General features: G+C 68.4%; 29 protein-coding genes. 14 read left to right on the top strand and 15 right to left on the bottom strand.

All coding sequences use genetic code 11. The features are described from left to right. The first annotated feature begins 156 nt into the window (after nt 1-156). Nucleotides 157-798, top strand: coding sequence for a ScbR family autoregulator-binding transcription factor (locus GVV77_RS00835; protein ID WP_159615495.1), 642 nt, complete (start codon nt 157-159; stop codon nt 796-798). Nucleotides 799-1,007: 209 nt separating this feature from the next. On the opposite strand, the gene GVV77_RS00830 is transcribed toward GVV77_RS00835, so the two are convergent. Then, nucleotides 1,008-1,547 carry a heme-degrading domain-containing protein gene (locus GVV77_RS00830; protein WP_159615493.1) on the bottom strand — a complete coding sequence of 180 codons (540 nt, stop codon included), beginning with the start codon at nt 1,545-1,547 and terminating at the stop codon, nt 1,008-1,010. 115 nt (nt 1,548-1,662) lie between these two features. Further along, complete coding sequence (locus GVV77_RS00825) at nt 1,663-1,878, bottom strand: hypothetical protein (protein WP_159615491.1); 216 nt, start codon at nt 1,876-1,878, stop codon at nt 1,663-1,665. Nucleotides 1,879-2,080: 202 nt separating this feature from the next. Between GVV77_RS00825 and GVV77_RS00820 the strand changes: the two genes are divergently transcribed. Further along, a complete protein-coding gene (locus GVV77_RS00820) occupies nt 2,081-2,311 on the top strand; it encodes a hypothetical protein (protein ID WP_159615489.1) in 231 nt (76 codons plus the stop codon). Here the strand turns inward: GVV77_RS00820 and GVV77_RS18070 are convergent. Continuing rightward, a complete protein-coding gene (locus tag GVV77_RS18070; RefSeq protein WP_165968701.1) occupies nt 2,308-2,463 on the bottom strand; it encodes a hypothetical protein in 156 nt (51 codons plus the stop codon). The two genes, GVV77_RS00820 and GVV77_RS18070, sit on opposite strands and share 4 nt — an antisense overlap. 313 nt (nt 2,464-2,776) lie before the next feature. On the opposite strand from GVV77_RS18070, the gene GVV77_RS00815 reads away from it, so the two are divergent. Further along, nucleotides 2,777-4,240 carry a GH1 family beta-glucosidase gene (locus GVV77_RS00815; protein ID WP_159615487.1) on the top strand — a complete coding sequence of 488 codons (1,464 nt, stop codon included), beginning with the start codon at nt 2,777-2,779 and terminating at the stop codon, nt 4,238-4,240. Between the two features lie 59 nt (nt 4,241-4,299). Further along, complete coding sequence (locus tag GVV77_RS00810) at nt 4,300-5,274, top strand: LacI family DNA-binding transcriptional regulator (protein ID WP_159616117.1); 975 nt, start codon at nt 4,300-4,302, stop codon at nt 5,272-5,274. 32 nt (nt 5,275-5,306) lie between these two features. On the opposite strand, the gene GVV77_RS00805 is transcribed toward GVV77_RS00810, so the two are convergent. Both GVV77_RS00805 and GVV77_RS00800 read right to left on the bottom strand, forming a co-directional pair. Further along, entirely contained in the window at nt 5,307-5,588 is a 282-nt protein-coding gene (locus GVV77_RS00805) for a hypothetical protein (protein WP_201291421.1), read from the bottom strand. A 152-nt stretch (nt 5,589-5,740) separates the two neighbouring features. Further along, nucleotides 5,741-5,965, bottom strand: a complete 225-nt coding sequence (locus tag GVV77_RS00800) for a hypothetical protein (RefSeq protein WP_159615485.1) — start codon at nt 5,963-5,965, stop codon at nt 5,741-5,743. A gap of 254 nt (nt 5,966-6,219) precedes the next feature. Between GVV77_RS00800 and GVV77_RS00795 the strand changes: the two genes are divergently transcribed. The 6 genes from GVV77_RS00795 (at nt 6,220) to GVV77_RS00770 (ending at nt 11,638) form a co-directional block, all read left to right on the top strand. Then, nucleotides 6,220-7,089 carry a hypothetical protein gene (locus tag GVV77_RS00795; RefSeq protein ID WP_159615483.1) on the top strand — a complete coding sequence of 290 codons (870 nt, stop codon included), beginning with the start codon at nt 6,220-6,222 and terminating at the stop codon, nt 7,087-7,089. A gap of 76 nt (nt 7,090-7,165) precedes the next feature. Continuing rightward, nucleotides 7,166-8,557 carry a pyridoxal phosphate-dependent decarboxylase family protein gene (locus tag GVV77_RS00790; protein WP_159615481.1) on the top strand — a complete coding sequence of 464 codons (1,392 nt, stop codon included), beginning with the start codon at nt 7,166-7,168 and terminating at the stop codon, nt 8,555-8,557. A gap of 21 nt (nt 8,558-8,578) precedes the next feature. Beyond that, on the top strand, nt 8,579-9,526 hold the full coding sequence (locus GVV77_RS00785) for an acyl-CoA thioesterase (RefSeq protein WP_159615479.1): 948 nt from the start codon (nt 8,579-8,581) through the stop codon (nt 9,524-9,526). 63 nt (nt 9,527-9,589) lie between these two features. After that, nucleotides 9,590-10,459: an aldo/keto reductase gene (locus GVV77_RS00780; protein WP_159615477.1), complete on the top strand. Its 870-nt coding sequence runs from the start codon at nt 9,590-9,592 to the stop codon at nt 10,457-10,459. Nucleotides 10,460-10,568: 109 nt separating this feature from the next. After that, on the top strand, nt 10,569-11,270 hold the full coding sequence (locus GVV77_RS00775; RefSeq protein WP_159615475.1) for a type 1 glutamine amidotransferase domain-containing protein: 702 nt from the start codon (nt 10,569-10,571) through the stop codon (nt 11,268-11,270). A gap of 206 nt (nt 11,271-11,476) precedes the next feature. Next, nucleotides 11,477-11,638, top strand: a complete 162-nt coding sequence (locus GVV77_RS00770) for a hypothetical protein (protein WP_159615473.1) — start codon at nt 11,477-11,479, stop codon at nt 11,636-11,638. A gap of 65 nt (nt 11,639-11,703) precedes the next feature. Here GVV77_RS00770 and GVV77_RS00765 read toward each other — a convergent pair whose 3' ends face one another. The 4 genes from GVV77_RS00765 to GVV77_RS00750 all read right to left on the bottom strand — a co-directional run bounded on the left by GVV77_RS00765 (nt 11,704) and on the right by GVV77_RS00750 (nt 16,464). After that, nucleotides 11,704-13,335: a glycoside hydrolase family 13 protein gene (locus GVV77_RS00765; protein WP_159616115.1), complete on the bottom strand. Its 1,632-nt coding sequence runs from the start codon at nt 13,333-13,335 to the stop codon at nt 11,704-11,706. A gap of 74 nt (nt 13,336-13,409) precedes the next feature. Then, nucleotides 13,410-14,303, bottom strand: coding sequence for a carbohydrate ABC transporter permease (locus tag GVV77_RS00760; RefSeq protein ID WP_159615471.1), 894 nt, complete (start codon nt 14,301-14,303; stop codon nt 13,410-13,412). Then, nucleotides 14,300-15,193 carry a carbohydrate ABC transporter permease gene (locus GVV77_RS00755; protein WP_159615469.1) on the bottom strand — a complete coding sequence of 298 codons (894 nt, stop codon included), beginning with the start codon at nt 15,191-15,193 and terminating at the stop codon, nt 14,300-14,302. Before GVV77_RS00755 ends, GVV77_RS00760 begins: the two co-directional genes overlap by 4 nt. Beyond that, nucleotides 15,190-16,464 carry an ABC transporter substrate-binding protein gene (locus GVV77_RS00750; RefSeq protein ID WP_159615467.1) on the bottom strand — a complete coding sequence of 425 codons (1,275 nt, stop codon included), beginning with the start codon at nt 16,462-16,464 and terminating at the stop codon, nt 15,190-15,192. The genes GVV77_RS00755 and GVV77_RS00750 overlap by 4 nt, the downstream gene beginning before the upstream one ends. A gap of 132 nt (nt 16,465-16,596) precedes the next feature. On the opposite strand from GVV77_RS00750, the gene GVV77_RS00745 reads away from it, so the two are divergent. After that, nucleotides 16,597-17,736: an ROK family transcriptional regulator gene (locus GVV77_RS00745; protein WP_159615465.1), complete on the top strand. Its 1,140-nt coding sequence runs from the start codon at nt 16,597-16,599 to the stop codon at nt 17,734-17,736. Nucleotides 17,737-17,817: 81 nt separating this feature from the next. Here GVV77_RS00745 and GVV77_RS00740 read toward each other — a convergent pair whose 3' ends face one another. Further along, nucleotides 17,818-18,837, bottom strand: coding sequence for an LLM class flavin-dependent oxidoreductase (locus tag GVV77_RS00740; protein ID WP_159615463.1), 1,020 nt, complete (start codon nt 18,835-18,837; stop codon nt 17,818-17,820). An 81-nt stretch (nt 18,838-18,918) separates the two neighbouring features. Next, nucleotides 18,919-19,455, bottom strand: a complete 537-nt coding sequence (locus GVV77_RS00735; RefSeq protein ID WP_246199551.1) for a gluconokinase — start codon at nt 19,453-19,455, stop codon at nt 18,919-18,921. 122 nt (nt 19,456-19,577) lie between these two features. Between GVV77_RS00735 and GVV77_RS00730 the strand changes: the two genes are divergently transcribed. Together GVV77_RS00730 and GVV77_RS00725 are read left to right on the top strand one after the other, a co-directional pair. After that, nucleotides 19,578-20,312 (top strand): potassium channel family protein, encoded by a 735-nt coding sequence (locus tag GVV77_RS00730; protein ID WP_159615461.1) that lies wholly within the window; start codon nt 19,578-19,580, stop codon nt 20,310-20,312. A 48-nt stretch (nt 20,313-20,360) separates the two neighbouring features. Further along, nucleotides 20,361-21,020, top strand: a complete 660-nt coding sequence (locus tag GVV77_RS00725) for an NADPH-dependent F420 reductase (protein WP_159615459.1) — start codon at nt 20,361-20,363, stop codon at nt 21,018-21,020. A 1-nt stretch (nt 21,021) separates the two neighbouring features. Here the strand turns inward: GVV77_RS00725 and GVV77_RS00720 are convergent, their stop codons facing one another. Further along, nucleotides 21,022-21,513: a hypothetical protein gene (locus tag GVV77_RS00720; RefSeq protein WP_159615457.1), complete on the bottom strand. Its 492-nt coding sequence runs from the start codon at nt 21,511-21,513 to the stop codon at nt 21,022-21,024. Between the two features lie 658 nt (nt 21,514-22,171). Between GVV77_RS00720 and GVV77_RS00715 the strand changes: the two genes are divergently transcribed. Beyond that, nucleotides 22,172-22,756: a sigma-70 family RNA polymerase sigma factor gene (locus GVV77_RS00715; protein ID WP_246199550.1), complete on the top strand. Its 585-nt coding sequence runs from the start codon at nt 22,172-22,174 to the stop codon at nt 22,754-22,756. Nucleotides 22,757-22,835: 79 nt separating this feature from the next. Here GVV77_RS00715 and GVV77_RS00710 read toward each other — a convergent pair whose 3' ends face one another. The 3 genes from GVV77_RS00710 to GVV77_RS00700 are packed head-to-tail and all read right to left on the bottom strand — an operon-like array spanning nt 22,836 to nt 25,517. Further along, nucleotides 22,836-23,231, bottom strand: a complete 396-nt coding sequence (locus GVV77_RS00710; protein WP_159615453.1) for a universal stress protein — start codon at nt 23,229-23,231, stop codon at nt 22,836-22,838. Then, complete coding sequence (locus GVV77_RS00705; RefSeq protein ID WP_246199588.1) at nt 23,228-24,982, bottom strand: tripartite tricarboxylate transporter permease; 1,755 nt, start codon at nt 24,980-24,982, stop codon at nt 23,228-23,230. Before GVV77_RS00705 ends, GVV77_RS00710 begins: the two co-directional genes overlap by 4 nt. Next, nucleotides 24,975-25,517 (bottom strand): tripartite tricarboxylate transporter TctB family protein, encoded by a 543-nt coding sequence (locus tag GVV77_RS00700; RefSeq protein ID WP_159615451.1) that lies wholly within the window; start codon nt 25,515-25,517, stop codon nt 24,975-24,977. Before GVV77_RS00700 ends, GVV77_RS00705 begins: the two co-directional genes overlap by 8 nt.

The raw sequence follows: 25,517 nt of genomic DNA, 5'->3' as shown, positions 1-25,517 counted from the left end.
CGGGCGACAAAAGCCGTCCAAAAAACATGGTGGGAGTGCATCACCATCCGGCCTGGAGGAAGGGCGCAACGTGGGATCCAACGTCGAACTGTCCGGAGGACACCTGGTGCAGCGGGTGCGCCCACCGGGCACCCCGCCCGGTCCCGGGGAGCCGGCATGATCCAGCAGCGGGCACGGGCGACCCGTGAGTCGATCCTCGCCGGGGCCGCTGCGGTCTTTGAAAAAGAGGGCTATGGGACGGCCTCACTCGCGCGTGTCGCGGAGGAGGCTTCGGTGACCAAGGGCGCGCTGTACTTCCACTTCCGTTCCAAGGACGAACTGGCGCGGGCGGTCATTGCGGCCCAGCATGCCCGCGGGGTGGAACGTTCCGCCGCCATCCTTACTGGGGGCCACCCGCCGCTCGAGTCGATGATCCTCATCATTCGGGGCTTCGCGCAGGATACCCTCGATGAGCCGATCGTGCGTGCCGGAATCCGCCTGACCTTCGAGGCATCAGCTTTCGGACAGGACGTGGCGGAGCCCTACCGGCACTGGACCGAGGCCCTGGAGTCAATGACCCGCGCCGCACAGGATGAGGGCTGGCTGCATGCGGGGGTTGACCCGGGGTCCTTCGCGCGGCTCCTGGTGGCCTCGGTCGCAGGCATCCAGATGGTCTCCGACATCCTCGCCGGGCGCCGGGACCTGCTGGAGCGCATCGAGGATATGTGGGCGTTTCTCCTCCCCGGCATCCTCACCGAGGAACATCAGCAGGAGGCCCGGCGGCTCGTGGGACTCGTCCGCGGAACGCCTGAGGAGTGAAACCGGTCGAATGGTTTGTTTTTAATGCTGACTATGCTTAGGCTTCGTTGTGGCGCACGACTCACCGCTCCGTGGGGGAAGCGATGAGGCGACGGAACGTATCCGTTCCCGCCACTGACCGTGCCCGGCGCGTGGTTCACTCCGCGCCCGGGCACGGCCACATGCCCGCAGGCCGCCTCGGCTAACCCGCTTTTCTCAACCCGCTTCGCTCAACTCGCTTCACCTTGCCAGGACCGCAGTGCCTCGACCACCAGGTCGTGGTCGGCGACCTGCGGCAGCCCGGACACCGTCACTACCGCCACCGGCCCCACACCGCGCACATACAGCGGAAACGCTCCGCCATGGGCGGCATAGAGCGCCGGATCGAGCATCGGATTGTCCTCCGGCCTTCCTCCGCCCCGGCGCGCCCGCAGGCCAACGAGCAGGGACGGCTCCGCATACCGCAGCGCCGTGCGGCTCTTGGCTGCGGCCCACAGGTCGTTGTCGTAGGTGGCGCCGTCCAGGGCGACGTGGAAGACCGTCTGGTCGCCGCGGCCGATGTGGATGGCGATGGGAAGGTTCCTCCCGGTTCCCAGCTCCACAAGCCGGAATCCGAGCGCGAGCGCATCGGCAGCGGTGAACCGGTCGAACTGGAGCTCGGCGATCTCGCCTTCGATCCTCGTGATCGCTGCGGCGAGCAGCTCCTCCGACTGGGGTTCGGATGAATCGGGATCGAATTCCGGGGCGTGCGGGAGGTCAGGTGTCTGCATCGCACCAACCTACTCCGCGGGAGCCCATCGTGCCTGCTGCGGCCCCGGGACGGGCCCGGCGCGCCTGGCGCGCCCACTGCGACCTGACCCGGACCGGCAGCAGGCGGGCCTGCGGCTACCGCCGGTTCAGGATCCCCCGGATCATTCCACCGAGCCCGCCGCGCGAACCGCTGCTCATACCGCCCCGGCCGGTGTTGCGCCCCATGCCGCGCCCTGCGCCGCCCATGCCACGCCCCACTCCGCCCGTGCCGCGGGTCCTGCCGGTGCCCGTCGTCCCCGTGGTGCCGCGGCCGGCGAATCGTCCCGCAGCGTTGATAAGTCGGTTGCTCAAGCCCATGGCGTACTCCCTGGTTGGCTGTGCCCGCAGATGGAATACCCACCGGTCACGCCTCAATGCTAAGCCTGCGTTGTATTCCCGGCCATAATTTTCAGGACCCTTCATTCCGCGGATCCCCTCTGGGTAGGATGATGACCTCAGCCCCTGTCCGAGGCCCCGGGGGCGGCTGCGGACACTCGTACAAGGAGCTGACAGCATGGCAATCGCGGAGGACGACGGCGGGGAAATGGTGATCGGCGATGTCAGCCGGGTGGGCGGACGGGCCCTCGCGGTGGGGCTTTCGGGCACCGGGGGCGACGAGGTGCTGAAGATCGGCTGGGTGGAGCAGTCCGCCGAACTCGAACTCACCATGGAGGAGGCGGTTGCCCTGCGCGATGAGATCGACAGGATCATCCGCGACCGCCAGGCCCACTCCCAGGGACGTTAGGCCTGGACCGCCGGGTCGGCGACGATGACCCGGTGGTTGCCCTCGCACTGATAAACGGCGATCGCCCCCTCCGGGACAGGGCCGGACGCCGGCCACTGGCTCTCCGGAAGCTCCTGCAGACTCGATCCGCACGATGGACACACAGCGCTCATCTTCTCCTCCTGGATACCGCGGGCAGGTCCTGCCATTAAACCCGGTCGCGGCCGGCGGGCCTACGGGATTGGGTTTGCGCCGGCGCTGGACAAATCGCCCGATCTACCCCCACTTCCTTTGACACCTCCGCCCCGGCCTTCCTAGACTCGACCCACCCCGTGAGAGCGCTCTCTGCGGCCTGCTGGACCCGCCCCCGCTCGTAGAGGTGGCCAGCCCGGCCCGCAGGGGCGGCAGCGCCACCGTAGCGTTGCCCTCCCGGCCGCCGTCAGCACCGCGTTTTGCGCAACCTATTCAAGGAGCAGGTAAGGGCCCATGTCTCAGCAGGAACACCTCCGCACGAACTGGCCGCAGGGTTTCCTCTGGGGTTCGGCCACCGCCGCCGCCCAGGTGGAGGGGGCCGGCCATGAAGGCGGCAAAGAGGACTCGGTCTGGGATGCCTTCGCGCGCATCCCCGGCGCTGTTGCGAAGGGGGAAAACCTCGAGACCGCCGTGGACCACTACCACCGCATGCCCGAGGACGTCCGCCTGATGAAGGAACTCGGACTCGACTCCTACCGGTTCTCCACCAGTTGGGCCCGCGTGTGCCCCGGGGACCGCGCCGTGAACCGCGAGGGGCTCGACTTCTACTCCCGGCTCGTCGATGAACTGCTCGACGCCGGCATCCTGCCATGGCTGACCCTCTACCACTGGGATCTGCCGCAGGCGCTTGAGGAAAAAGGCGGGTGGGCCAACCGCGACACCGCCTACCGTTTCGTTGAGTACGCCACCGACGTCTACGAGGCCCTCGGCGACCGCGTGAAGCACTGGACGACCTTCAACGAGCCGTTCTGCTCCTCACTGCTCGGCTACGGCTCCGGGGTGCACGCCCCGGGCCGCCAGGAGCCGCGCGCCGCCATTGCCGCCGTCCACCACCAGCACCTGGCACACGGCCTGGCCGTGGCGGAGCTGCGCAACCGCGGCGCCGCGCACCTTGGCATCACCCTCAACCTCAGCAATTCGATCCCGAAGGACCCGTCCGACCCGGTCGATCTCGAAGCGGCCCGCCTTTTCGATTCCCTGCAGAACCGGATCTTCATCGATCCGATCCTCCGCGGCGCCTACCCCGAGGACTCCCTCCGGGACCTCGAACCGTTCGGGCTGGCAGAGCTCATCCAGCCGGGCGACCTTGAGGCGATCGGGGCGCCGCTGGACTTCCTCGGGGTGAACCACTATCACGACGACCTCATCAGCGGGCATCCCGACCTCTCGGGCAGCGACGGCCATTCAGGCGGCGCGGAGCGGCCCGCGGCGTCGCCCTGGATCGGCGCAGAATGGATCACCTTCCCCAGCCGCGGCCTGCCGCGCACGGCCATGGACTGGGAGGTCAACCCCGACGGACTGCGGCACCTGCTGGTGCGCCTGGGCAGGGAGTACGAAAACCTTCCCCCGCTGTACATCACGGAGAACGGTGCCGCCTACGACGACGAGGTCAGCGCCGACGGCGCAGTCCGCGACGCGGAGCGCACCCGGTTCATCCTGAACCATATCGACGCCGTGGGACGGGCCATCGACGAGGGCGCCGACGTCCGGGGGTACTTTGTGTGGTCCCTGCTCGACAACTTCGAATGGTCGTGGGGCTACGGCAAACGGTTCGGCATCGTGCGCGTTGACTACGACACGCTGGCCCGCACCGTCAAGGACAGCGGCCACGCCTACGGCCGGGTGATCGCCGCCGCACATTCGGGCTCCGATCCGGCCGGCGCGGGAGCCGAGGCGCAGGGCCGGTCGGCCGGGTAGGCTCCCGCCCTGTGACACACCGCGATCCGGGCCCGACCCGGCCGGCGCCGACACTCGAAATGGTGGCGGCGCTGGCCGGGGTCTCGCGCGCCACCGTCTCCCGGGTGGTCAACGATTCCCCGTCGGTGGATCCGCAGCGCGCACAGGCGGTCCGTGATGCCGTCGCGGCACTGAACTACGTGCCGAACCGTGCCGCACGCTCGCTGGCCAGCCGGCGGACCCAGGCGGTGACGCTCGTGCTCCCGGAATCGACCTCGAAGGTCTTTACCGACCCGTTCTTCGCCTCGGTCATCGAGGGCATCGCCGGCTACCTTGCGGAAACCGAGTACACCCTCACCATGATCCTGTCCTCGGAGTCCTCACCCGAGAAGACCCGTCGCTACCTGCTGGGCGGGAATGTGGACGGAGCCCTCGTGGTGTCCCATCACAGCGGGGACAACTCCTGGGCTCAGGTGAGCGGGGCCCTGCCGATCGTCTTCGCCGGCCGCCCTCTGGTCGGAGAGGCCGGGAGCCACTACGTCGAGGTGGAGAACGAGTCCGGCGCGGCCGCCGCCACGGACCTCCTTCTGGCGCAGGGGCGGCGGAACATCGCCACCATCGCCGGCCCGCAGGACATGCCCGCCGGAATCGACCGGCTCGCCGGCTGGCGCAGGGTGCTGGCCGGCGCAGGCCTGGATTCCTCGAAAGTCGAGTTCGGGGATTTCACCCCCGCCTCGGGGGCGGCGGCGATGCGCCGGCTCCTGGCCCGCGGCACCCCGATCGATGGACTGTTTGTGGCGAGCGCCCAGATGGCCGCCGGGGCGTATCCGGTCCTCGCGTCGCACTCGCTGCGGATTCCCGGGGATGTGGCGGTCGTCGGGTTCGACGACGACGAGTTCGCGGCGGCGCTCACCCCGGCCCTGACGACGGTGGCCCATCCGGTGACGGAGTTGGGGGTGCGGATGGCGGAGAAGCTCGTGGCCCTGATCGAGGACCGCCCGGTCGAACGGGTCACACGTCTGGGCACGTCCCTGGTGCTTCGCGGCTCTGCCTGAGCCGCCGCCCGTGGCCCGGGTGGGCCGGGGAATCAGGCGTTGGCCTCTTCCTCGTCCCCGTCTGCGGTCTTGAGGACGGTCACCTCGGCGACGGGCCGGGAGTCCAGCTCGGCGTCCTCGTCCCTGCGGTCCAGTTCCTCGGTCAGCTCCTCGAGGCGGAACTCGGTCTCCGGAACAAGCTCCCCCAGCTCGTCGTACTCAGCATCGATCTCGCGGTGGATCTTGCTGTGCAGGACCTCGACCGACTCGTCCCTGAGCTCCGTAAGGTCTTCGGGGAAGGGCTCCTCCGGGGTGAGTCTGCTCTTATTGGGCATGTATTCGGCTCTGTCTGTGTGAGGTGGATGACGGGGAACGGACTCGACTCTCGGCGTTCATCGAAGCCATTAGGAAAGCATATAGGTAGCTTTTCTAACAAATGCCAACGTAACCTTCATTCCCCCCTCGGAACCGGAGGAGAACGGCTGCTTCACTCGGGCTGGAATTCCTTGACGCCCGCCGGCGCGCCCGACAGCCCGACCACCTCAGGCTCCGGCAGGTCGGCCGCCTCGGCGATGAGGGCCGGATGTTCGCCGTGGCGCAGCGCCTCGACGACTGCCTCCTCAAGAGTCAGTGAGGCGTGGTCAAGCTCAAAGGCCGCGGCCTCCTTGTCGGCTGCGGCAATGCGGATGCGTCGAAGGTCTTCCTCGTTCATGTGTTCAGCCCTGCTTTCCTGGACCGGAGATGCGCCGGGAAGACCATTCCGCCCCCCATTCGTCCTGCTTAAAATCAGCGGAACACGCTCATCATAGGAGCACTTCAGAGTTTCCGGTAGCGTCGGTTGAGGACGGCGAAGAACTGTTATCACCTGCGCCTCCTCCGGGGCCGGCCGGCACGGCGGCACGCTTGCCCCACCGTGTTGTCTTTGCCAGTGTTGGCATCTCCGACTTCCTTCGAGAGGCAGGACATATGGATCTGGCCTCAGCGGCAGCCGAGCTGTACGCGCTGCCCCTTGATGAGTTCACCCGTGCCAGGGATGATAAGGCGAAGGATACCGCAACGGCCGGGGACAAGGACCTGGGCGGCGCCATCCGGAAGCTTCGGAAGGCCTCGACGGCGGCGTGGCTGGTGAATCTCCTGGTGAACCGGCAGCGTGGGGAGATCGAGCAGGTGCTGGCCCTGGGCCAATCGCTGCGCGAGGCCCAGGAGACCACCGACCGGGCCCGTCTCCACGCGCTGGGGCAGCAGCGGCAGCGGCTCCTGGCCGGCATCGCACGACAGAGCCTCGACCTCGCGGCCGGGATCGGCCACCCGGCCGGTGCCTCGGCCCTGCCGGAGGTGGAGGGGACTCTTCGGGCGGCGATGACCGACCCCGGCGCGGCGGCGGCCGTCCTCACGGGCCGGCTCGTCCGTCCGCTTGAGGTTTCGGGATGGGAGCCGGTGGACCTGACCGGCGCGGTCGCGGGGCCGTTTGAGGATTCGTTCGAAGCCGGCGGAGATGCCCGGGATGAGGGCCGGCCGGCCGATGATCCGCAACGCACGGCCCGGCTGGCGCAGGCCCGGGCCGACCTTTCGGAGGCCGAAGCCGCCGCCCAGCGGGCGGCCGTGGCGGCGGAGACGCTGCAGAAGCGCGCACACCGGATCGCGGTGAAGCGCGAGGGGCTCGCGGCCTCCATCGAGGACCTCCAGGAGCGGCTGGGGGTGCTGCAGCGCGAGCTGGACGGGTTGGACGCCGAAGCCGCCGAGGCCGGCCGCGCGAAGGATGCGGCCGAACGTGCTGCCGAGGCCGCACAGGAAGAGCTGGAGCAGGCGCAGCAGCGGGTCGGGGAACTTAGCTGAGCCGCCGGTAAGCCCCCGGAAAGTCCGGCACGGTCGAGGCCTCGGCACGGGCGGCCGTCCCTGCTAAGGTGGCGGCATGTCAGCCCGGCCGGACGCCTTCGGCGACGCGTTGGAGCGGGCGAGGGTACACGCTGAGAAGTGGCTCGCGTCCGTCCCCACGCGCGCCCTGCCGCCCGGACGCACGGCGGACGAACTCGCCGCGCAGTTCGCCGCTCCCCTGCCCGATCAACCGACCGATCCCGCACGGGTCATCGATGAGCTTGCCCTGCTCGCCGAGCCCGGGTTGATGGCCATGCAGTCCGGCCGGTTCTTCGGCTGGGTCATCGGCGGCACCCTTCCGGCCGCGCTTGGCGCCGACTGGCTGGTGAGCGCGTGGGACCAGAACGCCGGGCTGCGCTTCGCCACCCCTGCCGTTGCTGCTGCCGAGGAAGCCGCCGGGGGATGGCTGCTGGAACTGCTCGGGCTCCCGCCCGAAAGCGGTGTCGGATTCACCACCGGGGCCACCATGGCGAACTTCGTCGGCCTCGCCGCCGGACGCCAGGTCGTCCTCGACAGGGCCGGCTGGGACCTGGACCGGGAGGGCCTCGCCGGAGGTCCCCGCGTCCGGGTCTTCGTCGGAGCCGAACGGCACGACGTCGTCGACCTCGCCCTGCGCTACCTCGGGCTCGGCGCCCCGACCGTCGTCGAGGCGGATGCCCAGGGCCGCCTTCGGCCCGACGCCCTTGCTGCGGCTCTCGACGCTGGCGTTGGCCCCGCCCTTGTCTGCCTTCAGGCGGGCAACCTTCACTCCGGGGCGTCCGATCCGATGACCGAGGCGGTCGCCGTCGCCCATGCGAGGGGTGCCTGGGTGCACGTCGATGGCGCCTTCGGCCTGTGGGCCGCGGCAAGCCCGCACTACCGGGGGCAGCTGGCCGGTGTCGAAGCGGCCGATTCCTGGGCCACCGATGCCCATAAGACGCTCAACGTCCCCTACGACTGCGGGGTGGCGTTCGTCGCCCGGCCCGAGGTGATGCGCGGGGTGTTCGGGGTGCACACGAGCTACCTCATCGCCGACGCTTCGGGCCCGGGGGACCCGCTCGAGAAGGTTCCCGAGCTGTCCCGGCGGGCCCGCGGCGTCCCGGTCTGGGCCGCCCTGCGCTCCCTCGGCCGCTCCGGCACCGTCGACCTCGTCGAGCGGCTCGCCCGGCACGCCCGCGCCCTGGCCGACGGCATCGCCCGGCTGCCTGGGGCAGAGATCCTCAACGAGGTTGCCTTCACCCAGGTCTGCGTGAGCTTCGGGGACGACGAACGCACCCGGCGGGTCACCGAAAACCTGCTCGCCGCGGGAACGGCCTGGATGTCCGGATCCCGCTGGCACGACCGGGCGGTGCTCCGGATTTCCGTGAGCAACTGGTCCACCGACGAGGACGACGTCGAGCAGTCGATCGCCGCCGTTGCCCGTGCCCTCTCGGCCGTCGGCGAGGGGTGAGCGGTCGCAGTGGATGAACCGATGAGCTCCCGCGGCACCATGGTCCTGCGCTTCCTCGCTGCCCCGACCGACGTCGCCGTCGGCGGCAGCACAGTGCAGGCGGGCCGGGTGCTCGAATGGATCGACAAGGCCGGGTTTGCCTGCGCCGTCGGCTGGAGCGGCGGCTACTGCGTCACCGCCTATGTCGGGGACGTCCGGTTCACCCGGCCGATCCCCGCCGGCAGCCTCATCGAGGCCCACGCCAAGCTGATCTACACCGGCAGCACCAGCATGCACATCCTGGTCAGCGTCCTCTCCGCGAACCCCCGCTCCGGCCGGTATGAGGAGGCCACCGAGTGCCTCCTGGTGTTCGTTGCCGTCGACGACGACGGCGCCCCGCGGCGCGTTCCCGAGTGGATCCCCTCGACCGACGAGGAACGCGCCTTCCATGCGGCGGCTGCGGAACGCATCCCGATCCGGTCGGAGATCAAGAAGGAGGTGGCCCGCACCACCTACACCGCCGCCGGGTCCGGGCCGCAGATGACCTTCCGGTTCCTCACAGCGCCCACCGACGCGAACTGGAGCGGCAAGACCCACGGAGGCACGGTGATGGCCTGGATCGACGAGACGGCCTTCGCCTGCGCCACGGGATGGTGCGGGCAGAACACGGCCGCGGTCTACGCAGGCGGCATCCACTTCCACCGCCCCATCCCGGTGGGCCACCTCCTGGAGATCGAGGCGAGGCTGCTGATGACGGGAACCTCGAGCATGCACATCGGGCTGCGCGTCCGTGCCGCCGACCCGAAGGACCAGGTGATGCATCTTGCCGCACAGTGCCTGAGCGTCTTCGTGGCCCTGGACGAGGACGGGCGCGCCGTCCCGGTGCCGGCATATACGCCCGCCACCGGCGAGGACGAGGCGCTGCAGCGCCATGCGCAAAGACTCAAGGAGCTCCGCGAGGGCATGCCGGTGCTGGACCTGAGGCCGTAGGCTCCTCGGTGACGCCCGGCTCCCCCGGCGGAACAACCGGCGCGGCCCGGCCGTTGCGGCAGTATGACTGACACTTCAAACGCGGCAACGAATCTGTCCCCGACCATCGACCTCAAGGACCTCGGTACGGTCCATCGGCTGGGTTTCGGCGCCATGCGCATCACCGGGCCGGGCATCTGGGGTGAGCCGGCGCACCGCGGCACAGCCATCGACGTCGTGCGGCGTGCCGTCGAGCTCGGGGTGGACTTCATCGACACCGCGGACTCCTACGGGCCCGATGTCAGCGAGGAAATTCTGGCCGAGGCGCTCTATCCCTACCCGGAGGGCGTGCGCATCGCCACGAAGGTCGGCTTCACCCGGCCCGGCCCCGACCGGTGGGTCGCCCTCGGCCGCCCCGAATACCTGCGCCAGCAGACCGAACTCAGCCTCCGCAAACTCCGCGTCGAATCCCTCGACCTGCTCCAGCTGCACCGGATCGATTCGAAGGTCGACGCCGGGGAGCAGTTCGCCACCCTCCGTGACCTCCAGCAGGAAGGCAAGGTGAAGGCCCTCGGCCTGTCCGAGGTCACGGTGGACCAGCTGAAGGAGGCGGAGAAGTACTTCACCGTGTCCACCGTGCAGAACCGGTACAACCTCACCGACCGAACCTCGGAGGACGTCCTGGACTACGCCACGGAAAACGGGATCGGCTTCATCCCCTGGGCGCCGATTTCCGCCGGCGAGCTCGCCCTCCCGGGCGGCCCGGTGGACGAGGCCGCCCGGCGGCTGAACGCCAGCGCCTCCCAGGTCGCCCTGGCCTGGCTGCTGCGCCGCTCGCCGGTGATGATGCCGATCCCGGGCACGGGCTCCATGGACCACCTCGAGGACAACATGGGCGCCCTCGGCATTTCGCTCGATGACGCAACCTACGCGCAACTCGAATCCGCCCGGTAACGCTCCGAGCTGAACCGGGCATAAAAACCGGCCCGGGTAGGCTGACTCCAAGGAAAGCAATCAACCGATCGGCGTGCCCGCCGGGCGCGCCCGTGAAGGAGCACAACTCATGGCCCGAATCCTGATGGTCGTATCGTCCGCAGACGCCCTCACCATGAAAGACGGCAGCTCACATCCAACCGGCGTCTGGGCCGAGGAGCTCGTCGTCGCGCACCGCACCCTCCGTGAGGCCGGGCACTCGGTGCAGCTCGCCTCCCCCGGCGGGGTCAAGCCGACGATCGATGCGGCGAGCCTCGACCCGGAGCAGATCGGCGGCGCCGCCAAGGCCGATGACTTCCGCTCCTACCTTGCGGACATCGACAACGAACTTTCCTCTCCCCGAACCCTGGCGCATGTCAGCGCGTCCGACTTCGACGGCATCGTGATGCCCGGCGGCCACGGCCCCATGGCCGACCTCGCGGAGAACAAGGACTTCGGCCGGATCCTCGTGGAGACCAACAACGCGGGCAAGGTCATCGCACCCTTCTGCCACGGCCCGGCCGGCCTGCTCAGCGCCGTGAACGAGGACGGCGGCTTCGCCTTCGCCGGACGGCGTATGACCGTGTTCACCAACGAGGAGGAGCTCGCCGGCGGCACCGGCGAGAACACCCCGTGGTTCGTTGAGGACGTGCTGCGCGAGCGGGGCGCGGTCCTTGAGACCTCGGCCGCGTGGAGCAGCGTCGTGGTGCGGGACGGCAACCTGATCACGGGCCAGAACCCGCAGTCAAGCGAGGACGTTGCGAAGGAAGTCATCAAGGCCCTCGCCGAGTAAACCTCAAAGGCGTCCGCAGCAGGACGGAACCACGGCGGGCGGTCACCGAATGGTGGCCGCCCGCCGTCGTTCCCACGCTTCCGATGTTTCGCTGTCCCGATGTTCGTGCTCGGCTTCCCGCCCAACGACGTGGTCGATGCCGTCACGGTGCTCGACAGCTTCATGCTGGGCTCTGCCCTCGACTGGGCGTCCCGGAGGCGGCCTGGGTGGCTGATCCCACCTCACAGCCGGCCCTGCACGAGGCCTTCGCACAGGCCTCCCTGGACGGACAACGCTCCGACCTCGGATTCGAGGCGGGGGTGAGGGCAATCATCGCCCATCTGGAGACGCTCCTGCCGGGACGCCAGCGGGCGGCCACCAATAGGTGACCGCCCGCCGTCGTTGAATGGTGCAGCGTGTGACGCCATCGCGCGGTGTTCACGCCGTGGAGGAGTTAAGCCCCCGCGACGACCCACGCCGTGGTGTCGGCAGGAAGCCTCCCGTCAACCAGGGGTGCGCTGCTCACGACGACCCGGCCCGCCGGCAGGTCCACCGGGTCGGTGCCGAAGTTGGTCACGGAGTGCCAGCCGCCGGAGCGGGTGAAGTGAAGGACCTCCGGTGCCGAGGGGACCCAGTCGAGCTGCTCGGTGGTCTGGAGTTCCCGGCGCAGCGCCAGGGCACTGCGGTAGAGGTTCAGGGTGGAGTCCCCGCCCTCCTCCTGCACCTCGACGGCGGAGTCGGAGAACCAGGCCGGCTGGGGCAGGTGGGCCGATTGTCCCCCGAAGCCGAAGGAGGGTCCTTCCGCCGTCCACGGAAGCGGCACCCGGCACCCGTCGCGGCCGACCTCGACGCCTGGGTTGCGGAAGAACGTCGGGTCTTGGCGTGCCTCGTCGGCGATGTCGGCCACCTCGTGCAGGCCCAGCTCCTCCCCCTGGTACAGGTAGGCCGAGCCAGGCAGGGCGAACATCAGCAGGGAGGCGGCGCGGGCACGCCGGAGGCCGCGTTCGGCGTCCAGCTCCGGAGTGGTTCCGCCGCTGAGGAGCCAGTCGATGCCGGTGGGCTTGCCGCCGCCGGCCGGGGGCAGGCCGTAGCGCGTGGCGTGGCGGACCACGTCGTGGTTGGAGAAGACCCACGTCGAGGAGGCGCCGGAGTTCTCGGCCTCGGTGAGGTTGGTGGTGATGATGCTGCGGAACTGGCCGGGATTCCAGTCGGCGCGCAGCAGGTCGAAGTTGAACGCCTGGCCGAGCCCGTCGGGGCTGGCGTAGCGGGCCCGCCGGGTCGCGTGGACCCAGGCCTCGGCGACGGCGGTGCGCGGCGGGTCGTACTCGTTGAACACGCGGCGCCATTCGGTGTAGATCTCGTGGACCTCATCCCGGTCCCAGAAGGGGTGCTCGCCGTTGAGGTTCTCGTCCTCGGCGCCCAGCTCGGCCTTGGAGGGAAGCGGGTCGGTGAGGTTCTTGGTCAGGGCGTGCGCCACGTCCACTCGGAAGCCGTCGACACCGCGGTCGGACCAGAAGCGCAGCGTCTTCAGGAAGTCATCGCGCACCTCCCGGTTGTCCCAGTTGAGGTCCGGCTGCTCCGGGGCGAAGAGGTGCAGGTACCACTGGCCGTCCTCTGTGCGGTCCCAGGCGGGCCCGCCGAAGACTGACTCCCAGTCCGAGGGCGGCTCCGAGCCGTCGGGGCCCTTGCCGTCGCGGAAGATGTAGCGCCCCCGGGCCGGTGATCCCTTCGGCGAGGCGAGGGCCTCGCGGAACCACTCATGCCGGTTGGAGGTGTGGTTGGGCACGATGTCGGCGATGAGCTTAATCCCGGCACCGTGCAGGGCGGCGACCAGTTCATCGAAGTCCTCGAGCGTTCCGAGCTTGGGGTCGACGTTGCGGTAGTCATCGACGTCGTAGCCGCCGTCGGCCAGGGCCGAGGGGTAGAACGGGCTGAGCCAGACGGCGTCCACGCCCAAAGACAACAGGTAAGGAACCCGCGAGGTGATGCCCCTCAGGTCGCCCAGACCGTCGCCGTTGGAGTCGGCGAAGCTGCGGGGGTAGATCTGGTAGACGGCGGCCTGGCGCCACCAGTTGGGGTCCGACATGGTGCCGGTCTGTGCGGAAATTTCGGCGGTGCTTGTAGCCACGGCGGGGTTTCCTTTCGGTGTCTGGTGAGAGTTTATTTGGTCGAGCCGCGCATGACGCCGGAGACAACCCAGCGCTGGGCGAACAGGTAGACGAGCAGCAGGGGTGCCAGGGCCAGCAGGTAGGAGGCGAAGGCCACCGGGTAGTTGGTGTTGAACTGGCCCTGGAAGATGAATTGGGCCAGCGGGAGGGTCTGGGCGGCCGGGTCCGAGAGGATCACCAGCGGGAGCAGGAAGTCGTTCCACGCCCACAGGCAGGTGAGGATGCCCACGGTGGCGTTCATCGGCCCGAGCAGCGGGAAGATGATGCGCCAGAAGATGGTCCAGGTGCTGGCGCCGTCGGTCAGGGCGGCCTCCTCGAGCTCGAGCGGGATCGAGCGGATGTACGCCACGTAGACGAAGATGTTGAACGAGAGTCCGTACACCGTGTAGAGCAGGATCAGGCCGAGCTGGTTGTCGAGGCCGAGGATCGCGGTTTCCTTGACCACCGAGAGCAGGATGATCGGGAACGGTACGAAGAGGGCGGCGATGAAGTAGAGGTAGAGGCCCTTGAAGAACTTCCGGTGAAGGTTCCGGGCGATGGCGTAGGCGACCATCGAGTTCGTCAGGAGCGTCAGCAGGACCGCCCCGACCGTCACCAGCGCGGTGTTCAGCAGGGCCCGCGGGAACTTGACCGTCGTCCACGCCTCGGCGAAGTTCTCCCACCGGGCGCCGACGGGCAGTTCGAATCCGGTGCCGCCGAGCTGGTCGGGGGTCTTCAGCGCCGTGACGACGGCGAGGTACAGCGGGATGAGCACCGTCAGGGAACAGACCGCGACGAGCGCGGTGAGCCACCAGTTGATTTTCGCGCGGTCGCGCCGCATGGCTTTGGGGGCGGGCCCGGACGGGGCAGAGGTGCGTGGCGCTGCCGATTCGGCTGTAGCTGTCATGAGAAGGAAGCCTCCCTGCGCTGCAGGATGCGCAGCTGGACGAATGAGATGGCGATGATGACGATGAGGTAGATCACGGCGTTGGCGGTCTGGTAGCCGTATTCGCCGCCCTCGAATCCGCCACGGTAGATGAGCAGGGAGATCGATTCCGTCGACGTGCCCGGTCCGCCGGCGGTCAGGGAGACGATCTGGTCGAACACCTGCAGGAAGTTCTTCAGGGACAGGACCATGTTGATGGTGAAGAACGCCCCGATGAGGGGGAAGGTGATGGACCTGAACTGCCGCCATGAGGAGGCGCCGTCGAGCGAGGCCGCCTCATACAGCTCACCGCCGATGGTCTGCAGGCCGGCCAGGTAGATGATGATGTTGAAGGCGGCCGCCTGCCAGACGGAGAGGATCACCACGCCGACCCAGGCCGTATCGGCGTCGGCCAGGATGCTCGTAGTCAGGGCGTTGATGCCCAGCGCCTCGGCGATCGCCGGAACGGAGTTGGAGAACAGGTAGTTGAAGACGTACCCGACGATGAGGATCGACAGGATGTTCGGGATGAAGAAGATCCCGCGGAAGCCTGTCTTGAACTTGATCCGCCCGTTGAGGGCGATGGCCACGGCCAGGGAGATGACGTTGACCGCCACAGTCGAGACGATCGCGAACAGGAAGGTGAACCCGTAGGCGTTGAGGATGCGGTCGTCTCGGAACAGGTTCATGTAGTTGCTCAGCCCGACGAAGGACCACTCACCGTAGCCGGCGTAGTTGGTGAAGCTGAAATAGATTCCGCTCAGCAGCGGCACCGTGTGGAACACCGCGAAAATCACCAGCGCCGGAAGGACCATGAAGTAGAAGACCCGGGGGGTCTTGCGGCCGACGTTCGGCCTGGTCAGCGCGCTCATGGCTTGTCCTTCTCATTGCTGATGGTGCGGGCGGCGATCTTGTTCCACTCGTTGTCCAGTGATGCGAGGAGGTTGTCGGTGCTTCCTCCGAGGGCGAACTCCTGGAGCAGCGGCGCCAGCGGCAGGCTCGAGGGGATCTGGTGGTCGATGAAGCCGATCAGGCGTCCCTCGGTGAAGTAGGGGGCGAGCCCCTCGAGCGCTGGATCCTCGTTGGGCGGGCTCGCCTTCAGTGGTGAGAAGGCGCTCTGCTCCTTCGCATACGCCTCGACGACCTCCTGGGAGAGGAGGAACTCGGTGAACTTGCGTGCCTCCTCGGGGTGCTCGGTGTCGCGTCCGATGGAGATCCCGACGTCGACGCCGGAGACGACGACGGTCTCGGCGGGGTCGTTGCTGGCGGGATAGGGGAACGAGCCGATATTCGCCTCGGGATTGGCGGCCCGGATGGCCGGGATCGCGTAGCTGCCCTGGAGGTACATCGCTGCCTCGCCGGCGCCGAAGGCCGCGTTGCCGGCGTTGTAGTCCCTGCTCGGCGCGTCGGGCTGGCCGTAGGAGAACAGCGTCTTCAGTTTCTCCGCCGCTTCCGGGTAGTCCTTGGAGAAGGACACATTGCCTTCCTCGGACAATAGGTCCTCGAAGAAGCCCTCGGGCTGGAGGGCGCCGCCGAGGTTCACGAAGGCCGGCCCAACGGTCCAGGCGTCCTTGAGCGTGGTGTAGAAGGGCGTGACCCCATGGGCCTTGAAGGTCTCGGCCGCTTCGATCAGCTCATCCCAGGTCCGGGGAGGGTCCACGTCGTACTTGGCGAAGAGGTCCTTGTTGTAGAGAATGCCGCTGGCGTTGCTGGAGAACGGCAGCGCGTTGACCTCCGAAGGGGTGCGGGAGCCGAGTTCCTTGACGATGTCCTTGACCGCCGGAAGCACGGTGTCGGCGGCGGGATGGTCGCTGAGGTCGGCGAAGACGCCCGCCTTGGCGAGCTTGCCGTAGTTGCCGTTGGTGTTGAGGGTCAGGACGTCCGGGGTCTTGTTCTTCACCAGGAGCGTGCGGATGGCGGTGTCGGCATTGGGCACGTGGTTCTGCACCACGTTGATGCCTGGATTCTGGGCTTCGAACTCGCTGATGATCTTGTCGAAACTGCCGACGGCTTCCGGTTTGAACTGGAAGAAATCGAGGGTCACGACGTCGGTGTCGGTGGGCGCGCAGGCGGACAGCATCAGCGCTGTCGCGGCCGCGGTGGCGAAAAGCTTCGCTCGAAAAACCCGGCGCTTTATAAACATGTGGTTATTTTTACCTTGAAATAAAGTAGGGTGTCAAAAGGCCCCAGGACACCCATCCGGGGCCTTCCTACGCAGTTCTAGGGCGGTGTTACAGTTACGGTGAAAATAACCACAGAATCTCCTGAGGCGGCCATGGAATCAGTCCTCGCTCTCTCCCCGGACAGTCCCATCCGCAGCATCGCGCGCGAGGTGCTGATCCACGGACCGATTTCGAGGTCCAACCTGGCCTCCCGCCTCGGCCTCTCGGGCGCGAGCCTCACCCGGCTCAGCAAGCCGCTGCTCGACGCCGGAGTGGTGCGCGAGAGGAACGAATTGGTCTCCGGCGGAGTCGGCCGCCCGACCCGCCCGTTGGAGATCGTTCCGGAGGCGCACCGGTTCGTCGGCATCAAGCTCAGCGGCACGAGCGCGGCGGGCGTTGCGACGAACCTGCGTTCGGATGCGCTGGCCACCGCTGAGCGGCCCCTGCCCAGCCACGAGGTCCGTGACGTGGTCTCGACGATCCTGGCGGTCATCGAGGACCTTGGCGGCGCCTCGCAGTTCAGCGGCGTCGGCATCAGCATCGGCGGAAAGCTCAGCACCGACGGCGTCGTGGTCCGCGCACCCTTCCTCGGCTGGCGCGATGTGCCCCTGGCGCAGCTGATCGAGGCCGAGGTCGCGGTTCCGGTCGCGGTTGAGAACGACGTCGTCGCCCTCACCATGGCCGAACACTGGTTCGGCGGCGGGCGCGGGGAGACCGACTTCGCCGTCCTCACCGTCGGTGCCGGCGTGGGCTACGGGCTGGTGCTCAACGACGCCGTCATCGCACCGCCGGACGCGGGCCTCGGCCTCGTCGGCCACTACCCGCTCGACCCCTCGGGGCCCCTCTGCTTTGAGGGACACCGCGGGTGCTCCTCGGCCGTCCTCACGATTCCGGGGATCTGCGCCCAAGTCACCGCCGCCACCGGCCGGCAGTGCAGCTACGAGGAAATCCTCGAGATGGCCCGCGGGAACCACCCTGTCGCCCGGGCCGTCACCGATTCTGCAGGCACCGCCCTGGGAACGCTGATCGCCGCCGTCGGGAACCTGACGATGGTTGACCTCGTCGTGCTCTCCGGTGAGGGGATGGAACTCGCCGACGTTGCTCCCGAGAAGATCGACGCGGCGATTGCGAACCACCGGGACCCGGAAGCGACGCCGATCCGGCTGAAGCGCCAGCCGACCGACTTCGGCGAGTGGGCCCGGGGCGCCGCCGCCGTCGTCATCCAGCGTTCAATCCTCGGCACCCTGCGCTAGTGCCCTGACCGGATCAGCGGCGGGCGGCCCCCTACTGGCCGCCCGCCGCTTGCTGTCCTCAATCGCGGCCCAGCCGCCGGCTCAGCGCCAGCCTGCTGCGGGCGCGACGTGCTGAACGATGCTCTCGAGAAGCGTCGCGTTGTACTCGACGCCGAGCTGGTTCGGGATGGTCAGCAGGACGGTGTCCGCTGCCTGCACCGCCGCATCGGCGGCGAGCTGCGCCGCGATGGCGTCCGGTTCCCCGATGTAGCTCTTGCCGAAGCGGGCCTGGACGCCGCCGAGGTTGCCGACCTGGTCGGTGGCCTCGAGCTGCGCCCTGACCCCGAAGTAGTAGCGGTCCTCGTCAGTGACCAGGGGGAACACGCTGCGGCTCACCGATACGCGCGGGCTTCCGGCGTGCCCGGCCGAGGCCCACGCTGTGCGGAAGACCTCGATCTGTTCGGCCTGGAGCTGGTCGAAGGGAACCCCGGTGTCCTCGGTCAGCAGGGTGGAGCTCATGAGGTTCATACCCTGCTCCCCCGCCCATTTCGCGGTGGCGCGGGTACCTGATCCCCACCAGATGCGTTCGCTGAGCCCGGGGGCCTGGGGGTCGATGGCCAGCTGTCCGGCCGACCCGGTCATCCGGGGGTCGGCGTCGGCGATTCCCGCCCCGGCGACGGCGGCGCGGAAGATGGCCGTCTTCCGGCGCGCGTCGTCGGCGTCGGAGAGCCCCTCGGCCGGCACGTAGCCGAACTTCTCATAGCCGCGCAGGGCCGGTTCGGGTGATCCCCGGCTGACCCCGAGTTGCAGCCGGCCGTTGCTGATCAGGTCGGTGACCGCCGCTTCCTCCGCCATGTACAGGGGGTTCTCGTAACGCATGTCGATGATGCCCGTTCCCAGCTCGATGCGGCTCGTGCGGGCCGCCATCGCCGCCAGCAGCGGGAAGGGCGAGGCGAACTGCGGGGCGAAGTGGTGGACCCGCAGGAACGCGCCGTCGACGCCGACCTCCTCGGCGGCGACCGCGAGCTCCACCATCTGCTGCAGGGCATCCCGCGCCGTGGGCACGAGGGAACCTTGGACATCCTGGTAGTGCCCGAAGGACAGGAAACCTATTTTCTTCATCCCCGGGTAGCGTTCCGGGCCCACCCCTTATTCCCCTGTCACTATCCCCCCGGTCACTTTCCCCCGGTCACTTTCCCCCGGTCACTGCCCGGGGGTCTCCTCCTCGGCGGCTCGACCCCTCACATAGTCCGCGGCCTGGTCCACGATCTGCTCAAGGGGCAGGCTCAGATCGACGGTGACACCGCGCTCGTCCTCCTGGAGGGTCTGCAGAACCTCGTACTGGGACACCAGCAGCGAGGGCGGCATGAACTGATGCCGGCGATTCGCCACGCGTTCGGCCACCACCTCCATCGGCCCGTGTGGGTGGACCATCACCACGGCGGGAGCGAGGCCGCGCAGCAGGTCGCGGTAGGAACGCTTCAGCGCCGAGCAGGCCACGACGATTCCGGAGTCCCCGCCCTGCGCGAGCCTCTCGCCCACGGCCCGCAGCCAGGGCAGTCGTTCGGTGTCAGTGAGGGGCGTGCCTGCTGCCATGAGTTTCCGGTTGTGCTCGGAATGCAGGTCGTCGCCGTCGACGAAGTCGGCGCCGAGGCGGGCGGCCAGCAGGGTCCCGACCGTGGTCTTGCCGGAGCCCTGCACCCCCATAACGACGACCGGAGGAAGCTGGAGGTTCGGCACGGTTGACCCTTCGTCGGACCGCGGGGTGGCGCGGCGGGGATATGGACGTCTGAGCATTCTACAAAGCGGTGCCCGGATCGCCACAGGCGCCGGTGGCGGAGGTACCACCCTAGGATTCAGCTATGACTTCTGAGATGTGGCGGGCGCGCACCGAGTGGCCCCTGGCCGGGGCCGCGGTCCTCTTCCTCCTGATCTATTCGGTCCAGGTGATCGTTCCGCTGAGTCCGGCCGAGTCCTCCACGCTGGCCGCCGTGAACTGGGCCATCTGGGCGGTCTTCCTCCTGGACTTCGTGGTGAACCTCGCGCTGGCGGAGCGGCGGTGGCATTGGCTGCTCCGGAACCTCCACGAACTGCTCATCCTGGTCCTGCCCATGCTGAGGCCGCTGCGCCTGCTGCGGTTGCTGACCCTGCTGCGGGTGCTGAACCGGGCCGGCGGGGACGCGCTCCGCGGCCGGCTGGCACTCTATGTCCTGGCCTCCTCCGCAATCCTTTCCTACGCCAGCGCCCTGGCCGTGCTCGATGTGGAGCAGGATGCCCCGGACGGAAACATCCTCACCATCGGCGATGCGCTCTGGTGGTCCCTGACGACCGTGACTTCCGTGGGCTACGGCGACTACTACCCCGTGACGGTGCCCGGCCGGCTTGTTGCCTCGGGGCTGATGGTGCTCGGCATCGCGGTCCTGGGCGTCGTCACCGCCACCGTGGCCTCCTGGCTGGTGGAGAGCGTCTCGGCCGCATCAGCCGACGACTCCGCCGACGACTCCGCCGACGCCGTGCAGCAGGAACTCGCTGCCGTGCGCGCCCAGCTCGCCGAACTCTCTGATCAGCTCGCGGCCGGGCACCGGCCCCCGGGCTGAGACGCCGGCAGGGTGGACGGTCCGGGAGGACACCGGGTTGGATGGGGCATGAGCAAACACACGAAGACACTTGGACTGATCGGCAGCGGCCTCATCGGCTCCCAGCTGGCACGTCTGGCTGTCTCCCACGGATTCCACGTCGTCCTCAGCAATTCCCGCGGCCCGGAGACTCTGGCCGACCTCGTGGCCGAACTCGGACCGCGCGCCCGTGCGGCTACCAGCACGGACGCGGCGTCGGCCGGTGACGTTGTCGTCGTCACGGTCCCCCTGAGAAGCTACCGGGATCTCCCCGCGGAGGCCCTGGCCGGGAAGGTGGTCATCGACACCTGCAACTACTACCCCCGGCGGGACGGCAGGATCCCCGAGCTCGACGACGAGAGCACCACCACCAGCGAACTGATTCAGGCGCAGCTGCCCGGGGCGCGCGTCGTGAAGGCCTTCAACAACATCTACTTTGCGGACCTTCCGGAGGGATCGCCCGCCGGGACACCTAACCGGCGGGCCCTGCCGGTCGCAGGTGACGACGAGGCAGCGAAGGCCACGGTCGCGGCGATGGTCGATGAATTCGGCTTCGACGTTGTCGACGCCGGACCGCTGGCCGAGGGCTGGCGGTTCCAGCGCGATACACCCGCCTACGTCACCCCGGCGGATGCCGATGGGATGCGGGAGGCGCTCGGGCGTGCGAAGCGGTACGCCGAGATGGGCTGAGCTACCCGGCGACGGGTTTGCCGGTGAGCAGTTCTCCGGCGAGCCGCCCCAGCTCATCCTGTGTGACCAGATCGGGCTCAGCGGTTCCGATTTGCTGGGCCGACGCGACGGTGGCGCCCTCCATGGCCATCACCCCGAGGATATACATGGTCTGGCCAGTGGGCAGGACCTGGGTCATCAGGAAGGAGACGGTTTCCCCACCCACCGGATCGATGGGGAGTTCCTCGATTGTGACCGAGACCGTCTGGCCTTCGATGGCCATGGTGAACTCCGTACATCCTGAAGTGTCCACGTCCAGTCCCTGCGCCACGGTGTCCGGATTAGCGGTGGAGGCGAGGGAGACAACGGTCATTGAACCGGAGGGGTCGGGGATGCCGATTCCCGCAGCCGACGCAACGTCCTCGGGGATCTGCTGAAGGCTCCGGGTCGCCACCTTCGCGCATTCCGCCGGCTCGATCACGGCCGCGTCGATTCCCATCTTGACCAGATCCATCCCTGCCGCCTGCTGATCGTCCGGCACCGCGGTAAACGGCCGACCCTGTGCGTCAAGGAGCCTGGCCACGCGAGCCTCGAGTTCCGCCGGCGGCAGCATTTCGGGGGCAGGGGGCGCGGCCTGCTCGGCAGGAGCGGTGGAGGCCGGCGCGGACGGCGTTCCAATTGGTCCGGGCGTGCCCGCAGAAACGGCCGGCGCGGGCGAACCGGCGCCCTCCTGCCCCTGACCGAGCACGCCACAGCCTGAGAGCAATACTCCGACAGTCAGCAGAGCGCCTACGCGCGCGCCTATTTTCCCCATGTTCTCCCCCATTGAGTCCCCCGGATGCGTCGTAATCAGCACAGCGTACACGCAGGGCGCATCTCCCGCCCGGCTGGTCCACCAGCGCCAGCGGAGTCCGGCCGCACCGACCCGGCTGCGTTCGAACCCAGGAAAAAGTAAGCAGGTGTATTGCTAGATTGTCTAGATAAATGTCATACTCGAATTTCGCTGGGGAGTGGATGAGCGGGTTGCCCGTGCGGCAGGCTGCAGGCGGGACCTCCACCAGTCTGTGAAGGTCAGGTCCACGAACAGAGCAGGTTTCCATGCCGGGCAACACTCAAGCGACGGGTGCGCATCCGCTTGCCAGCGCATGCGCGGACGCAGGGACCAGGCAGCCATGACCGACAACCGCTCAACGACGCCCACCCTGCTCCAGCTCATCGAGGAAGTCGCGGGCGGCAGTGAGCCGGCGTTTGAGTCGCTCTATGAGCAGACGGTCCGCCGGGTGTACCGGGTGGCGCTTAATGTGATCAAGAACCCGGCGATGGCGGCCGAGATCGTTCAGGAGGTCTACCTGCTCGTCTGGACGTCGGCCGGCAAGTACGATCCCTCTCTGGGCTCGCCCCAGACCTGGATCCTCACCCTCGCCCACCGGCGGGCGGTGGACCGGGTCCGCAGTGAACAGAGTTCCTCCGAACGCGGTGCGCGCCACGCCCAGGAAATGGGTGCGCTCAAGCACGATTCGATCGACGAAACGGTCCATCGCTCCCTCATGGCCGAGACGGTCCGCAGGTGTCTCTCCTCCCTGACCGACCACCAGGCCGAGGCAATCCGGCTCGCCTACTACGGCGGCCTGACCTATGTCGAGGTCGCCGAGGCCCTCAACCTCAAGGTTCCCACGGCGAAGTCCCGCATCCAGAGCGGCTTGACGAAGCTCCGCCGCACGCTTGAGGTCGAGGGGTACGACGCCTACTCCCGCTAGGCCTTTCCCGGAACCTGGCACACGCCGGACACGCGTCGGCCGCCGCCGGAATCCGGCGGCGGCCGTCGGGCCGGTGAAGCTAGGGCAGCTTCACCGCCAGCACGTTGCACCGGGCCGAAAGCAGGATTGTCTGCGCGGTGGAGCCCATGATGAGCTTGCCGACCGGTGTGCGGTGCCTCAGCCCGATCACCAGGAGGTCGGCATCGAGGCTTTCGGCGGCATCGAGTACCTCCTCGGCCGCCGTGGCGTCGGAGGTGCCGTGCCGGATCTCGTAATCCACCTTTGAGGCCGCCAGTTTTCCCTCCAGCCGGGACACCTCGGTGTCGTCGGCGTAGCCGGGGTCGACGAGCCGGTCGGCGCGGGTGGTGTTCACCACGACCAGCTTGGCTTCCCGCCGCCGCGCTTCGCGGATCGCCTCGTCCACCGCTGCGTCTCCGAGGGCGTTGGGCACGTAGCCGACAACGATGGTGCTCATGGGCTTTCCTTTCGGTTCTTGGTGCTTGAGGCTCCGGAGTGGGCCCCGGACACTGTGTCCGGCCCGGGAACGCTCTGGGCGCCCGGGACGCCGGCCGCCGCATCGGGATCAGCGGGTTCAACGGGATCGCCGGACGCTGCGGGGGCCGCGCTGGAGGTCCCGCCGGAGTCCGGGCCGCCCTGGGCGGCCGACGCACGGGCGGTACCGGCGCCGTCGTCGACGCCGTCCTCGAGGCCGGCGGTGGTCTCCGCCTCCATCGCGCTCTGACGCTTCCTCATCCAGAAGGACAGGACGAAGATGATGATCAGCACCACGTAGATGACTGCGGCGATCGGAGAGGAAATCAGCGCCACCGGATCGCCCTGGGAGATGGCCAGGGAGCGCCGCAGCTGGTTCTCGAAGATCGGGCCGAGGATCAGGCCGACCACCATGGGTGCCACCGGGTAGCCGAAGCGCCGCATGAAGAACCCGAGGATGCCCAGGATCAGGAGGATGATCACGTCGATCGGCGTGAAGTTGACCGAGAACGCCCCCAGGGCGGCGAATACCAGAATGCCGGCGTAGAGGTAGGGCCGCGGGATCTGGAGGATCTTGACCCAGATGCCCACCAGGGGAAGGTTCAGCACCAGCAGCATGAGGTTGCCCACATACAGGCTGGCGATCAGGGCCCACACCAGCGCGCTGTCGTTTTCGAAAAGCTGCGGCCCGACCGGGATCTGGTAGCGCTGGAACGCCACCAGGAGCATCGCGGCGGTTGCGGTGGTGGGGATGCCGAGGGTGAGCAGCGGTACCAGCACACCGGCGGCTGCGGCGTTGTTCGCGGCCTCCGGACCGGCGACGCCCTCGATGGCGCCCTTGCCGAACTGCTTCTTCCGCGCACCCTTGGCGAGCTTGCGCTCGGAGGCGTAGGACAGGAAGGTGGCGACGTCGGCGCCGCCGGCCGGGATGGTGCCGACGGGGAAGCCGATGGCGGTGCCGCGGAGCCAGGGCCGCCAGGAGCGCCTCCAGTCCTCCTTACGCATCCACTTGGTCCAGCCGCCGGTCACCGGAATCACCTTGATGGGCCCGTGGCGCAGCCGGGAGGCGACGTAGAGCGCCTCGCCGACCGCGAACAGCGCGACGGCGACGAGGACGACGTCGATCCCGTCCGCAAGGAACGGGCTGCCGAAGGTGTACCGCTGCTGGGCTGTCAGCGAATCGAAGCCCATGGTGGCGATGAACAGGCCAAGGGCCAGGGAGGCGAGGCCTCGCAGCACGGAGGACCCCAGCAGGGCCCCGACGGTCAGGAAGGCGACGACCATGAGGGCGACGTACTCGACCGGGCCGATCTGCACGGCGAACGCCGCCACGTAGGGGGCGACGAAGCTCAGCAGGACGGTGGCGATGGTGCCGGCGATGAACGAACCGACCGCCGCGGTGGCGAGTGCCGCGGCGCCGCGGCCGGCCTTGGCCATCCGGTTGCCCTCGAGGGCCGTGACGATCGAGGACGACTCACCGGGGGTGTTGAGCAGGATGGAGGTGGTCGAGCCGCCGTACATTCCGCCGTAGTAGATGCCGGCGAAGACGATGATGGCCGCCGTCGGCTCGAGGCTGTAGGTCAGCGGCATCAGCAGCGCCACGGTCATGGCGGGCCCGATGCCGGGGAGCACCCCGACGGCCGTGCCGACGAGCACCCCGCCCAGTGCGAACAGCAGGTACATCGGCTGCGCTGCCACGGAGAAGCCTTCGAGCAGGCTCATGAAGTTATCCACTGAAGACACCGAACCCTTCGAGGAAGCCCGCGGGCAGGGAGACACCGAGCAGCCCGGCGAAGACGAACTGCAGGACGAGCGCCAGGATGATGGCGGTGATCAGGTTGCGGAACCAGGGCCGGGCGCCGAGGGACCACGCGGCACCGAAGAACAGCACCGCGGCCGCAATGGGCCAGCCCAGGGGCACGATCAGGAAGGAGTGGAGCAGGACGAAGCCGGCGAGCTTCCCGACGGTAGCCCAGTCGGTGGCGATGTTCGGGTCGACGTCCTCCCCCTCCTCTGGAACGCCGGTTCCGCCGCGCAGCAGCTGGATGACAAGGCCTGTCCCGACGAGCACGAGCATGCCCGAGACCAGGTAGGGGAAGGCCTTGGGGCCGATGTCGCTGGCGGAGGGCGGGGTCTGAATGCCCGCCCCGGCAACGAATCCCACCACGCCAACGCTGATCACGATGAGCGCAAAGACGAGCTCTCCGATCGGCCGGCCGGAAGCGGCTGCGGTGCCGCTCCCGGCGGGGCTGGAGGTCGAGGTGCTCAT

This window comes from Arthrobacter zhaoguopingii, from assembly GCF_009828605.1.
GTDB lineage: Bacteria > Actinomycetota > Actinomycetes > Actinomycetales > Micrococcaceae > Arthrobacter_D > Arthrobacter_D zhaoguopingii.
The sequence above is the reverse complement of the archived record's forward strand: the minus strand, read 5'-3'. Positions and strand labels throughout refer to the sequence as shown.

Excerpts from the sequence above, each read along its gene's own strand:
- GVV77_RS00715 (WP_246199550.1), top strand. The coding sequence starts at position 22,172 with ATGACCGACAACCGCTCAACGACGCCCACCCTGCTCCAGCTCATCGAG.
- GVV77_RS00815 (WP_159615487.1), top strand. The coding sequence starts at position 2,777 with ATGTCTCAGCAGGAACACCTCCGCACGAACTGGCCGCAGGGTTTCCTC.
- GVV77_RS00805 (WP_201291421.1), bottom strand. The coding sequence starts at position 5,588 with ATGCCCAATAAGAGCAGACTCACCCCGGAGGAGCCCTTCCCCGAAGAC.
- GVV77_RS00810 (WP_159616117.1), top strand. The coding sequence starts at position 4,300 with ATGGTGGCGGCGCTGGCCGGGGTCTCGCGCGCCACCGTCTCCCGGGTG.
- GVV77_RS00740 (WP_159615463.1), bottom strand. The coding sequence starts at position 18,837 with ATGAAGAAAATAGGTTTCCTGTCCTTCGGGCACTACCAGGATGTCCAA.
- GVV77_RS00710 (WP_159615453.1), bottom strand. The coding sequence starts at position 23,231 with ATGAGCACCATCGTTGTCGGCTACGTGCCCAACGCCCTCGGAGACGCA.
- GVV77_RS00780 (WP_159615477.1), top strand. The coding sequence starts at position 9,590 with ATGACTGACACTTCAAACGCGGCAACGAATCTGTCCCCGACCATCGAC.
- GVV77_RS00785 (WP_159615479.1), top strand. The coding sequence starts at position 8,579 with ATGAGCTCCCGCGGCACCATGGTCCTGCGCTTCCTCGCTGCCCCGACC.
- GVV77_RS00795 (WP_159615483.1), top strand. The coding sequence starts at position 6,220 with ATGGATCTGGCCTCAGCGGCAGCCGAGCTGTACGCGCTGCCCCTTGAT.
- GVV77_RS00755 (WP_159615469.1), bottom strand. The coding sequence starts at position 15,193 with ATGAGCGCGCTGACCAGGCCGAACGTCGGCCGCAAGACCCCCCGGGTC.
- GVV77_RS00775 (WP_159615475.1), top strand. The coding sequence starts at position 10,569 with ATGGCCCGAATCCTGATGGTCGTATCGTCCGCAGACGCCCTCACCATG.
- GVV77_RS00765 (WP_159616115.1), bottom strand. The coding sequence starts at position 13,335 with ATGTCGGACCCCAACTGGTGGCGCCAGGCCGCCGTCTACCAGATCTAC.
- GVV77_RS00820 (WP_159615489.1), top strand. The coding sequence starts at position 2,081 with ATGGCAATCGCGGAGGACGACGGCGGGGAAATGGTGATCGGCGATGTC.
- GVV77_RS00790 (WP_159615481.1), top strand. The coding sequence starts at position 7,166 with ATGTCAGCCCGGCCGGACGCCTTCGGCGACGCGTTGGAGCGGGCGAGG.
- GVV77_RS00730 (WP_159615461.1), top strand. The coding sequence starts at position 19,578 with ATGACTTCTGAGATGTGGCGGGCGCGCACCGAGTGGCCCCTGGCCGGG.
- GVV77_RS00835 (WP_159615495.1), top strand. The coding sequence starts at position 157 with ATGATCCAGCAGCGGGCACGGGCGACCCGTGAGTCGATCCTCGCCGGG.
- GVV77_RS00700 (WP_159615451.1), bottom strand. The coding sequence starts at position 25,517 with ATGAGCACCTCGACCTCCAGCCCCGCCGGGAGCGGCACCGCAGCCGCT.
- GVV77_RS00725 (WP_159615459.1), top strand. The coding sequence starts at position 20,361 with ATGAGCAAACACACGAAGACACTTGGACTGATCGGCAGCGGCCTCATC.
- GVV77_RS00800 (WP_159615485.1), bottom strand. The coding sequence starts at position 5,965 with ATGAACGAGGAAGACCTTCGACGCATCCGCATTGCCGCAGCCGACAAG.
- GVV77_RS00750 (WP_159615467.1), bottom strand. The coding sequence starts at position 16,464 with ATGTTTATAAAGCGCCGGGTTTTTCGAGCGAAGCTTTTCGCCACCGCG.
- GVV77_RS18070 (WP_165968701.1), bottom strand. The coding sequence starts at position 2,463 with ATGAGCGCTGTGTGTCCATCGTGCGGATCGAGTCTGCAGGAGCTTCCG.
- GVV77_RS00720 (WP_159615457.1), bottom strand. The coding sequence starts at position 21,513 with ATGGATCTGGTCAAGATGGGAATCGACGCGGCCGTGATCGAGCCGGCG.
- GVV77_RS00760 (WP_159615471.1), bottom strand. The coding sequence starts at position 14,303 with ATGACAGCTACAGCCGAATCGGCAGCGCCACGCACCTCTGCCCCGTCC.
- GVV77_RS00830 (WP_159615493.1), bottom strand. The coding sequence starts at position 1,547 with ATGCAGACACCTGACCTCCCGCACGCCCCGGAATTCGATCCCGATTCA.
- GVV77_RS00745 (WP_159615465.1), top strand. The coding sequence starts at position 16,597 with ATGGAATCAGTCCTCGCTCTCTCCCCGGACAGTCCCATCCGCAGCATC.